The 11,148-nt window shown below is 67.0% G+C and carries 11 protein-coding genes and 1 pseudogene; 1 reads left to right on the forward strand and 11 read right to left on the reverse strand.

All coding sequences use genetic code 11. From position 1 onward, the window contains the following. Window position 1 precedes the first annotated feature (1 nt). The 11 genes and pseudogenes from ACGFH6_RS26350 to ACGFH6_RS26400 form a co-directional block, all read right to left on the reverse strand. Entirely contained in the window at window positions 2-448 is a 447-nt protein-coding gene (locus ACGFH6_RS26350; protein WP_393388935.1) for a hypothetical protein, read from the reverse strand. Between the two features lie 200 nt (window positions 449-648). Then, a complete protein-coding gene (locus ACGFH6_RS26355; protein WP_393388938.1) occupies window positions 649-1,584 on the reverse strand; it encodes a cyclase family protein in 936 nt (311 codons plus the stop codon). Further along, a pseudogene (locus ACGFH6_RS26360) lies at window positions 1,581-1,991 on the reverse strand (nuclear transport factor 2 family protein); the annotation flags it as partial. The pseudogene ACGFH6_RS26360 and the gene ACGFH6_RS26355, both read right to left, overlap by 4 nt. A gap of 72 nt (window positions 1,992-2,063) precedes the next feature. Then, window positions 2,064-2,846, reverse strand: a complete 783-nt coding sequence (locus ACGFH6_RS26365) for a 2-keto-4-pentenoate hydratase (protein ID WP_393388940.1) — start codon at window positions 2,844-2,846, stop codon at window positions 2,064-2,066. Between the two features lies 1 nt (window position 2,847). Beyond that, window positions 2,848-3,945 carry a mandelate racemase/muconate lactonizing enzyme family protein gene (locus ACGFH6_RS26370; protein WP_393388942.1) on the reverse strand — a complete coding sequence of 366 codons (1,098 nt, stop codon included), beginning with the start codon at window positions 3,943-3,945 and terminating at the stop codon, window positions 2,848-2,850. Then, window positions 3,942-4,727 carry an HpcH/HpaI aldolase/citrate lyase family protein gene (locus ACGFH6_RS26375; RefSeq protein ID WP_393388945.1) on the reverse strand — a complete coding sequence of 262 codons (786 nt, stop codon included), beginning with the start codon at window positions 4,725-4,727 and terminating at the stop codon, window positions 3,942-3,944. Before ACGFH6_RS26375 ends, ACGFH6_RS26370 begins: the two co-directional genes overlap by 4 nt. Beyond that, the gene (locus ACGFH6_RS26380; protein ID WP_393388948.1) at window positions 4,727-5,956 is read right to left on the reverse strand and encodes a glycoside hydrolase family 172 protein; all 1,230 of its coding nucleotides are present in this window, start codon (window positions 5,954-5,956) and stop codon (window positions 4,727-4,729) included. Before ACGFH6_RS26380 ends, ACGFH6_RS26375 begins: the two co-directional genes overlap by 1 nt. Next, window positions 5,957-6,958 carry an aldo/keto reductase gene (locus ACGFH6_RS26385; RefSeq protein ID WP_393388950.1) on the reverse strand — a complete coding sequence of 334 codons (1,002 nt, stop codon included), beginning with the start codon at window positions 6,956-6,958 and terminating at the stop codon, window positions 5,957-5,959. Continuing rightward, the gene (locus ACGFH6_RS26390) at window positions 6,955-8,289 is read right to left on the reverse strand and encodes an ABC transporter substrate-binding protein (RefSeq protein ID WP_393388953.1); all 1,335 of its coding nucleotides are present in this window, start codon (window positions 8,287-8,289) and stop codon (window positions 6,955-6,957) included. Before ACGFH6_RS26390 ends, ACGFH6_RS26385 begins: the two co-directional genes overlap by 4 nt. 35 nt (window positions 8,290-8,324) lie before the next feature. Further along, the gene (locus ACGFH6_RS26395) at window positions 8,325-9,203 is read right to left on the reverse strand and encodes a carbohydrate ABC transporter permease (RefSeq protein ID WP_393388957.1); all 879 of its coding nucleotides are present in this window, start codon (window positions 9,201-9,203) and stop codon (window positions 8,325-8,327) included. Next, window positions 9,203-10,114 (reverse strand): carbohydrate ABC transporter permease, encoded by a 912-nt coding sequence (locus ACGFH6_RS26400; RefSeq protein WP_393388959.1) that lies wholly within the window; start codon window positions 10,112-10,114, stop codon window positions 9,203-9,205. The genes ACGFH6_RS26395 and ACGFH6_RS26400 overlap by 1 nt, the downstream gene beginning before the upstream one ends. A gap of 267 nt (window positions 10,115-10,381) precedes the next feature. Between ACGFH6_RS26400 and ACGFH6_RS26405 the strand changes: the two genes are divergently transcribed. Then, window positions 10,382-11,083, forward strand: coding sequence for a GntR family transcriptional regulator (locus tag ACGFH6_RS26405; protein ID WP_393388962.1), 702 nt, complete (start codon window positions 10,382-10,384; stop codon window positions 11,081-11,083). Window positions 11,084-11,148 lie beyond the last annotated feature (65 nt).

The raw sequence follows: 11,148 nt of genomic DNA on the forward strand, positions 1-11,148 counted from the left end.
CTCAGCCACCGACCAGCTGAACAAGGCGGACGAAACGGATGTCGGAGTCCACCGTCAACTCGAGTTCCTCGTCGAGGTCGGTCACCTGCCGGTCGTCGACCAGCACGAAGAACCCGTTGCGCTCGAATGCCTCGATCGCCCGATCAGCCTGCCGCTCCCAATCGAGCCGCCGCTGCTTCGGCAACCGGAAGCCCGCTTCGGTCGCCACTCCTCCCTCGGGCATGACCAAACCGGTGAACACCGGCTCCGGAGCGGCATTGAAGCGCGCCACCTCCTCCCGAACACGCGTCCGCACAAGATCGCGAAGCGCGATCCTGCTCGAAACCCCCTCCAGCATCGTCGTCCCACCGACCCGGCCGGTGCCCGACACATCGATGATCCTCACAGTGATCGACACCGACGCAGCATAAACAGCCAACCGCTCATCCGGGCTGGACGCGGCGCTCACTCGTCTAGATCGCGGCTTCTGAGGAATCCACGGATCTGGGTGGAGCGGCGCTGGAGGTGGACGGCGCGACCGACACGATCCGCGGAGCCGGCCCGGGCGCCTTGAGCGTCGGCGGTGCCCAGACCTTACTGTCCCGGGAACGCTGGGACCTGCCGCGATAGCAGCGCCAGGACCGGGCGATCGTCGTACATCACGCGCGGCTACGCGAGTGCGACTGGGCGGAGGGCGAAGCCGGCGGTGATGCCGCGGAGCTTCGGGACCAGGGCGATGTAGCAGAACCGGTAGGTCTGACTCGCTGCGAGCTCTTCCAGGTAGTGCAGTTCGCACATCGGCACGCCTTGTTCGACCAGCAGGTACGAGTGCACCGGCGACTGGTTGTCGCCGTCGACAGGCGGCATCACCTCGACAGTGGACGTGTCGCTGCCGATGAGCATTGCCCCGCATTCCTCGACCAGCCAGCGTGCGCTCTCGAGGGTCAGACCGGCGGTGTCCGGGCCGGCGAGTGCCGGGTGGTCCGCGCCGATCTCGCCCCAGTGCCGCAGCGCGCCGGTGCGGATGAGGACGACGTCTCCAGGGCGTATCTCGGCGTCCTGCTGGCGCACCGCGTCCTGCAGGTCGGTCGGGGTGATCGGGTGATGCGGGGGAAGCTCGTCGACTCCTGCGGCTGCGGCGACATCAATCAGGATCCCGGGCGCGATGATCGGCGGGAACGTGTGCGCTGCCGATCTTCCCGGCCCGAAATCCCGGCCGTGCGCTTCCGCGGTGGCGCCGTTGTACCAGTGGTGGTCGGGACCGAGCGTGGCGTGGCAGAGCCCGTCGATCTGCGTCCCCGCGTGGTCGGAGACGACGACGAGCGACGTGTTGAAGCTGACGCCGGGGGAGCCGAGCTCGGTCCCGGTGTCCATCGTGAGCCCGTGGGGCGTGCGGAACGTGACGACTTCGGTGCCGACGTGCGGGCTGGCGAGGAACGAGGTTCGATCGACGAGGACGCCGAGGTCGTACGCCGTTCCTGTCGTGACGGACTGCAAGGCGGCCAGGCGCGATGACGCATCGATGGTGTTGAGGGCGCCGATCTCGTCGTCGGCGCCCCACACCCAGCCCCAGCCGCGCGACTGCTGCCAGCCGCGCTGGGTCATGCCGGCTGTTCCCGCGTGAGCGGCGAGCGCATCGGGTAGCCGCGCTCGGCGTAATCGAACCCACCCAGCTCGAGCTGTGAGAGGTCGCTGTCCTGCGGCGAGGCGTAGTACGCGCGGATCTCGCGGATCAGCCCGCTCTCGTCGTCGAAGATGTACCACTCGTCGCCGCGCAGCACCTTCTGCTGGTAGGTCTTGAAGTGGGTCCACTCGATGACCGCGCGCGCCGAGGCGGGATCAGTCACGATCTGGTCGACGGTCCAGACCGAGCCCACTGTCTCGACCGCCTTGACCCACGCCGTGGCGATCGCTTGAGCGCCGACGAAAGGTCCGCCGTACATGCCCGGCGGGAAGTAGTGCACCCCGTCGTCGACGAAGCACGCCTGGATTTTCGCGGCGTCGGCCTCGTTGCAGGCATCGAGTAGGTACGGATGGTCTGCTCCATCCGCTCGTGCGTGAGAACGCTCGACATGCCATTCCTTTCAGGTGAAGAGGCAGGAGACGCTGCCCAGCGTGGCGAACTCGGCGACGTACGTCTCGCCGGGCAGCACCGGAGCAGCGCGGGTCATGGAGCCGGACAGAATGTAGTCGCCCGCCCGTAGCGCTCCGCCGTACTCGGCGATGGCGTTGGCGAGCCAGGCGACCGCTGTCGCCGGATGGCCGAGTACGTCGGCGCCGCTGCCGGCGTCGAATTCGTTGCCGTCGCGGCGCAGGTGGACCCACTCGGCGACCAGATCGAAGTCGGAGGTGTACGGAATCTCCGGCCCGAACACGCATCGCGAGCTGCTGCCGTTGTCGGCGACGGTGTCGGCGAACACGATGCGCCAGTCGCGGATCCGGCTGTCGATGATCTCCAACGCCGGAAGCACCCGAACAGTCGCGGCCAGGACGTCCTCGGCGGTGACGTTCGGTCCGTGCAGGTCGTGACCGAGGACGAAGGCGATCTCCGGCTCGACCATCGGCGCGATCAGCTCCGAGGTGGCGATCGTGCCGCCGGCGGGCACCACCATGTCGTCGAACAGATGGCCGTAGTCCGGGGTGTCGATGCCGAACAGATCCTGGATCGCCCTGCTCGTGCAGCCGATCTTCCGGCCGACGAGCCGAGCGCCGTGTTCGGTGCGCAGCCGCACGTACTCTTCCTGTACCGCATACGCTGCCGACGGGTCCAGGTCCGGATGCCGCTGGCTCAACGGCTCGAACGGGACTGCTTTCTGCTCGGCCAGGTAGATCTCGCGACCAAGCTCCGCCACGATCTTCGCGTCCATGTCACCCCACCCGGTACTGCGCGAACGCTTCGTCGGTGAAGGTGGTCGACGCACCGGGCGTCTCCGACACGTGGAACACGCCGGACCGGATGTCGGCGGGCTCGTGGAACAGCTCCTGCAGCCAGGGGATGCACTCGATCATCGGTGAGCCGGGATGACCGACACCCAGGTGCTGGTGCACCCGCATCATGTCGGCGTGGTGCGGTACGACGGGTACGTGGTACGCGTTGGCCAGGTCGGCGACGGCGAGCCATTCGGTGATGCCGCCGACCCGGGTGGCGTCCACCTGAACGACCCCGATGTTCCCGCGCACGATCAGGTCACGGAACGCGGTGCGCGTGTAGACGTGCTCGCCGACCGCGATCGGGATACTGGTCGCGTCCGCGATCCGGGCATGGCCGTCGACGTCGTCGGGGTCGATCGGTTCCTCGAGCCAGCCGATGTCGAACTCGGCGAACCTTTCCGCCCAGGCCACCGCCTGCGTCCGGTTCCAGCGCTGGTTGACGTCGATCATCAGGTCGATGTCCGGTCCGAGGGCATCGCGCACCGCGGCGACACGGCGCAGGTCCTCGCGCGGATCCTCCTTGCCGATCTTCATCTTGACGCCGGACCAGCCCTGCTCGACGATCCTCGACATCTCGTCGATCAGCCGGGGGACCTCGAAGTTCAGCCAGCCGCCGTCAGTGTTGTACGAGCGCACCTGACCCTGCTTGTGGCCGCCGACAAGCCGCCACAGCGGCAGTCCGCAGTGCTTCGCCTTGAGGTCCCACAGCGCGATGTCGACCGCCGCCAACGCCATGTGCGTGATTCCGAGCCGGCCGACCCAGTGCGCGTCGGACCAGTAGAGCCGGTCCCAGTGCCGTTGGGTGTCGAGCGGGTCCTCCCCGAGCAGCAGGGGCGCATAGATGCGGTCGAGGATGTCCTTGATCGCGAAGTCGCCGTGGGTCAGCGTGCTCGTGTAGCCCGTACCCTCCAGACCCTCGTCGGTCCGGATCCGGACTCCCGGGAGTCCCCATCGGTCGGCCTGGTTGAACGCATCGGTCACCCGCCGTGGGATCGGCGCGTGCAGGACAAACGACTCCACCTCGACGATCTTCATCGTGATCGGCCCTCCGTGTTCAGGTCGTGAAGCTCTTTCACAGTGCGGCGGAAGCCGGCACCGGCCATCGCGATGTCGGCGGACAGCGTGGCCAGCCGGGCGCCGGCCCGCTGCCAGCGCGCGGCGGCCTGCGGCGTCGGGCAGTAGATGCCAGTCCCGACGCCCGCCAGCGCGAGCCGGTCCATCAGGTCACGGACCTTCTCGAGTACGACGGGATGCTCGGGCTCGCCCGGGAGCCCGAGCGAGGCCGACAGATCCACGGGACCGACGAAGACCGCGTCGACACCGGCAACGGCCGCGATGTCGTCGAGGGCGGCGAGACCATCCTTTCCCTCCACCATGACGAGAACGGCGAGGCCGGCGTTGGCCGTGGTGAGGAAGGACTCGGCCGCGTCGTAGCCGGCGGCACGGACATAGGGATTGAGGCTGCGGGACCCGTCCGGCGGGAAGCGGGCGGCGTCGACCGCGTCCCGCGCGTCGTCGGCGCTCTCGACGTGTGGCAGGACCACTCCGTCCACACCGCTGTCGAGTACGCCGCCGATCGTGGCGGGTGTCCGTTCGCCCAACCTGGCCAGGACGTAGACGCCGGCACCGTGCCCGGCCGCCACCAGTCCTGGGAGCTCGGCGACCGCGATCGGTCCGTGCTCCAGGTCGACCACGACGGCGTCGAAACCCGCGTCGGCCAACAGCTCCACCAGCTCCAGCCGCGGGATCAGCAGGAAGGTCGCGGTCAACCGGGTGGTGGGATCCGCGAGTAACTCCCGCAGCGGACGCAGGGTCATCACGCGAAGGTCCCCAAGAGGCGCTCCGTCTTGTCCCACTCACCGCGGTAGAACGCGGAACCGAGCTCGTCGAAGCGCAGCAGGCCCAACGAGTCCCCGTTCTCGCGCGCACGCCTGGCCGTCGCGATCATCCGCTCGTAGAGGTCTTCGTGGCGCTCGTCGAGCGGCGGCAGGAGATCCGTCCGCGACGGCAGTGCGGGTTGGCGGGTCGCGATCGAGTCCTGGTACCAGTACGCCACCGAGGCGTAGCCGTTGGCGAAGTTGTTGGCGTGCCCGTGCTCGATCGTCCACCGGATGTTGCGCTCGAAGCGGAGCGGATCGTGCACGTACCAGCGGTACATCCCCGTCAGTCCGGAGAAATCGGGCGACTCGATCATGTGGAAACCGGTGTACGCCGATGCGTACTCGACGTTCGGGCATGCGCCGCCGCCGAAGATCTCCTCGGTCCCGGTGCCGTGGATGCTGGGCGGCCACGTGGCGTCGTCGATGAACACCATGTCGTCGCCCTCGCCGTACCAGCCGCCGCCCTTGTTGTGCACCTGGAGGTGGAGGCCGACCATGTGACCCCGGCCCTCGGCCTCGAGCGCGACATAGTTGTGCTCGCCGGTGAGGTTGACCGCGTCGTGGAGCGTCTGGTTCGGGGTGTCGCCGATCGCCTCGGTGGTGAGCTCCTGCCGGAACTGGGCGTGGAAGTGCAGCGTCTCGTCCGGCAGCGGCTCGGCGTACACGTCGTAGTCGACGTGAAACCACAGTGCGCCGTGCGGACCTCCGAGGGTCTCGGTTCCCCTGTTCTCCAAGGTGATCAGGGCGTGCTCGGCGAACGGCATCGGGAAGTAGCAGTTGAGGCCGTGTGACGGGCCGTAACCCGGGTTGACCGCCATCATCTGGCTCGAGAACTCTCGGATCCGGGCGTGCGAGAGTCCGAAGAAGTCGCCGAGCGGGACCTCGACCGACGGGATGCTCGAACCCTCCCAGTAGCACCGGACGATCGCGTCGCGGTAGTCGGTGATCCGCGGCATGATCATCGCGGCGTAAAAGTGGGTGACGCAGCCCGGGCCGTCGTGCTCCAGGAGCGTGACGGTATCGCCGGCGCCGACCGAGACCCAGTCGTGGTTCGCGCCGGTCCGGTCCCACGAGCTCGATCGGCGCGAGCTCGCCCGGACCGGGCGGAGCAGATGACCGGCCTGCAGGGCCTGCAGCGGATGGGTCGTTGTCATGGGCAAGCTCATTCAGATCTCCTCAGGTACGGGCGCGTCGTCACGAAGCAACTGCTCTCGCTTCAGGTCTTCCCACAGCGCCGGTGGAATGGGCAGGTCGAACAGAGCCACGTTCTCCTCGAGTTCGGCCGGTGTGCGGGCACCGGTGAGGACGCACGCGACCGCGGGGTGGCCGAGAGGGAACTGCAGGGCAGCGGCCTTGACCGGTACGTCGTGCCGGGCGCAGATCGCGCCGATGCGCCGTGCGCGCTCGACGATCTCCGGTGCGGCGTCGGCGTAGTTGTAGTAGGCCTGCTGGTCGGGGTCGATGAGTACGCCGCTGTTGAAGACCCCGCCGGTGATCACCGAGATTCCGCGGTCGAGGCATTCCGGCAGCAGGCTGTCGAGTGCGCCCTGTTCCAACAGCGTGTACCGGCCGGCCAGCAGGAAGCAGTCGAAGTCGCCGGTTCGCGCGAAGCGGGTGAGCATCTCCGCCTGGTTCATGCCAGCGCTGACTGCGCGAATCCGACCTGCGGCCTTGAGGTCCTGCAAGGCCCGGCGAGCTCCGTCGAGGGCTTCGTCGTAGTGGTCGTCGGGGTCGTGGATGTGGGCGATGTCGAGGCTGTCCAGGCCGAGCCGGTCGAGGCTCTCCTCGTGCGACCGGACGGTGCCGTCGTAGCTGAAGTCGTAGATCGGGTTGACCGGTGGAGTCCCGTGGAACAGTGACGGTTCTTCCGGATCGACCGCCCGGAGCAGTCGGCCGACCTTGGTGGCCACCACGCACTCGTCGCGCGGAAGCTTCGACAACTTCTGCCCCAGCCAGGTCTCGGACAGACCGTGCCCGTAGAGGGGAGCGGTGTCAAAGAACCGGATCCCGGCGTCCCAGGCGGCCTGGATGGTGGCGTCGGCGACAGTGGGGTCGGTCGCCTCCGGCCAGCCGCCGAGCGGTGCCGTTCCGAGTCCGAGACGGGTCACTTCGACGTCGGTCTGGCCGATGCGTACCCGTTGCGTGGCGCGTGTCGGCCGGTCGGTCATCGCTCCCGCCCGAGGATCGTCGTCAATCCGGTGCAGACCTTGTCGACCGCCTGCTGAGTGGACTCCTGGCCGACGATCGCCACCTTGAACTCGTTGTTCCACAGGGTCTGCGCCTCGGCGCCATTCGCGAATGCCACCGCAGGCTTGCGGTTCGACTCCGTGAGCTGGTCGAGGATCATCTGGTTGTCGGCACGGTGCTGCGCACCGCCGTAGTTGAGCCACTGGTTGCTCAACGTGAGGCTCTTCATCGGCGTGATGGAACGACCCCCGTAGATGTCGAGCCAGCTCTGCAGGCCCTCCTCGCTCGACAGCCACTTGACCAGCGTCCAGGCGTCGTCACGCCGCTTCGTGGACGCCGAGATGCCCCACATGTCGGTGAACACCGGGATGACCGGCTCCTGGCCCTGTGGTCCCCGCGGTACCGGACGCACGGCCCAGTCGAGGCCCTTCTGCGCGATCAGCCCCGGCCGCAGCCACGGTCCGAAGATGCCGAACCCGATCGCCCCACCGAGGAAGGCGGCGTTCTCGGCGTTCTGCGTGCCGAACGACGCCAGCGCTCCCGGCGTCGGAGCGGCGTTGTCCTTGACCCTGAGCCCGAAGTAGTAGTCCAGGGCCGCAGCGGCGTTCGGGTCGGTGAGCTTGCAGTCCTTGCCCTGGTAGACCTCGCCTCCGTTGGTCCAGACGAACGGCGACCAGTTCCAGTCGGCGTTGACGAGGATCGTGCCCCACTTGGTGACCTTCGTACCGGTGTTGAGCTTCGTGGTCAGTTCCTTGGCGGTGGCGCGGTACTGCTCCCAGTCCCAGTCCGCGGGTGGCAGCGGGACGCCCGCCTTCTTGAACAGGGTCGTGTTGAGGAAGACGATGACGTTGCTCATGTCCTTCGGCATTCCGTAGAGCTTGTCCTCGTACTTGCTGCCGGCAACCGCCTGCGGCCAGTACGCCGACAGGTCGACCTTGTCCTTGGCGACGAGATCGTCGAGCGGGAGCAGGGCCTTGCGCGACGCGAACGACTCGAACTGTCCCGAGTTCAGCATCATCACGTCCGGGGGAGCGCCGCCCGCGATCATCTGCTGCAACTTGGTCGAGCCGTACGGTCCGCCGTTCACGATGTTGACGAGCTCGACCTGGATCGACGGGTTCGCGGTCTCGAACTTCTTCAGGAACTGCTGCATCGCCTTCAGCTCCTCGGCTCCCAGCCAGACGGTGACCTGGAGCTTGCCTCCGCTGGTCTGGCCGGACGCTCCGTCAGAGCTGCAGGCGGCGAGCAGCGCGGCGCCGGACACAGCCGCTCCGGCGGCGAGCAGTCCGCGACGGGTCAGTGTTCTTTCCATCAATTCCATCTCCCTTGCCAGGTGTGCGCCGGCGGTCAGCGACCGGCCGTGGCACTGAGCGTGATGCCGCGAACGAAGTACTTCTGGAACGCGAAGAAGACCAGTACGACGGGAACCGTCATCACGGCGGCGTACGCCATCATGAGGTTGTAGTTGATCCGGAAGTCGCCCTGGAAAAGGTTGACCGCGAGCGACAACGTCCATTTGTCCTGGGTGTTCAGGTAGACCAGGGGGGCGATGAAGTCGTTCCAGTGCGTCAGCACCGACAAGATGAGGACCGTGGCGAGGCCGGGTCGCGCGAGGGGGAGTGCGATGCTCCACCAGGTCCGGAGGAAGCCGGCGCCATCGAGCCGGGCCGCGTCCTCGACCTCGACCGGGATGCTCTTGAAGAACTGCCGGAGCAGGAAGATGTAGATCGGATGGCCGAACAGCGACGGGATGATGAGCGGCCACAGGGTGTTGACCAGACCGACGTTGCGGAACAACACGAACTGCGGGATCAGCGTGACGATGTACGGCAGCATGATGGTGCTGAGCACCACCACGAACAGTGCGTCCCGGCCGGGGAAGCGCAACCGGGCGAAGGCGTAGGCGACAAGCGCCGAGACCATGACGTTGCCGACCAGCGTCACCAGCGTGATCAGCATGGTGTTCTTGAAGAACGTGAGCAGCGGGGCGACGCGGAAGATCTGCAGGTAGTTGCCCCACTCAACCGGGTTGGGGATCCAGCGGATCGGCATCGTGAGTTCCTGCCCACTGGGCTTGAGCGACGTGCTGATGGCGTAGGCCATCGGGACGAGAGCGGCGAGCGCGATCACGGTGAGGGCGACGTACGCCGCGGTGCGGCCCGAGAACTTGATCAGCATCCTGCGCCGGCGGCCGTCCGCCGCGGCAGGGCTTGCCACCTTCACCATCACGCGTCTCCTTCGTAGTACACCCAGCGCTTCGCGAGCCGGAACTGCCCGAGCGTCAGGATCAAGATCACGAGGAACAAGATCCACGAGAGCACCGACGCGTAGCCCATCGAGAAGTTCTGGAAACCCATTTGGTAGATGTAGAGAACGCCCATCAGCGAGGAGTTTCCGGGCCCGCCCGCGGTCATCACGTACGGCGGTACGAAGACCTGCAGCGCGCCGATCGTGCCGATGATGAGGTTGAAGAAGATCGTCGGCGACAGCATCGGCAGCGTGATGTGCCAGAACCGGCCCAGCGTCCCGGCGCCGTCGATGGCGGCGGCCTCGTGCAGGTGCACCGGTATGTTCTGCAGGCCGGCCAGGAAGATGATCATCGCGTTCCCGAAGGCCCAGACGCCCATGATGATCAGGGCAGGCTTGACCGTATGGCTGTTGTCGAGCCAGTTCAGGGGACCGATGCCGGCCTTGCCGAGCAGCTCGTTGGCGAGTCCCGAGTTCGGGTTGTAGATGATGAACCACAGGATCGCGGTCGCGACGAACGGGATCTGCGACGGCAGGAACACCGCTGCCCGGTAGATGTTGCGGCCGATGATGTCGAGGTTCAGGAGCAGCGCGACCGCTAGCGCCACCACCAGCTGGAGCGGCACGGTCACCGCCGTGTAGAGGACGGTGTTCCACAGCACCTCGCGAAACACGTCGTCCTTCACGAGCCGGGTGAAGTTGCCGAAGCCGATCCACTCCGGGCTGGAGATGAGGTCCCAGCGGGTGAACATCAGGTAGGCCGAGAAGGCCATCGGCCCCGCGGTCAGCAGGAGGAAGCCGAGCAACCAGGGCAGGATCGCGGCGTACCCGGTCAGCGCCTCCCGGCGTCTGAGGGTGAGCCAGGGAGCGCGGCTTCGCGGCGTTGACACGCGTCGGCTGCTCTCACGCACGACCGCCGCGGCACTGTCGCCCTGGCGGTCAACCATGACCCTGCACCCGTACAGCGGTGGTGGTTCCATGCATCCTATATGGAATGAGCATGTAGTTCTCCTCACTCGATGGAGAAGGGTGCGCGCAGGCTCGATCGAGAAGGGTGCGCGCGAGGTGTGACGTCGGTGGGGCCTTCCGAACATCGTCGGCTGGGGAACCCGGGTCGGGGGTCGCCTGCTTCGGCCGTGTGCGTTACCATATACGATATGAAAAACGCTGGCAAGGGTTCGCGATCGCCGTCGCACGCGCAGCGACCGTCACGGCAGATCCTCACCGACGGTGCGTACGAGACGATCAAGGAGCTGGTCATGGACAACCAGCTCGAGCCCGGTGAGCGGATCAACATCGAGGAGCTGGCACGCCAGCTGGAGATCTCCACGACGCCGGTGCGCGAGGCGCTCGCCCGGCTGGAATCCGACGGCCTCGTCCGCAAGCGGGCGCTGACCGGCTATGCCGTCGCGCCGCTGCTCGACCTGGCCTCGCTAGGCCACTTGTTCGAGATCCGGCATCTGCTCGAGCCGCACGCGGCCGGCAAGGCTGCGAAGCTCGCTACCGACACCGAGCTCGCGAACCTGCGTGAGATGGTCGATTTGATGCGGGCCGACGACATCGGCGACGCCTACGGTCACTACCGGGCATTCGCGGCCCACGACACGGAGTTCCATGCGCTGATCGCGCGCTACTCGGGGAACCCGGTGCTCGAGCAGACTCTGGCCGGACTGCATTTCCAGTGGCACCTCTACCGGCTCCGGTTCGAGCCCGAGGTCGGTCTGGACACGATCGCCGAGCACGCGAGCATCGCGACCGCCATTGTGCAGCGAGACGCGGTCGCCGCCGCTGAGGCCATGCGGGAACACCTCCGCCAATCCGAGAAGCGCCTCCTACCGGTCGCCCAAAGAAGCAGCTAGGCCGAGCCTGATCTCCGGCCGAGGGTGACTGTCCTTTGCCGCCGTGAACGACAGCTCTTCTGTCT

The sequence above is a fragment of the Kribbella sp. NPDC049227 genome, assembly GCF_043197265.1.
Lineage (GTDB): Bacteria > Actinomycetota > Actinomycetes > Propionibacteriales > Kribbellaceae > Kribbella.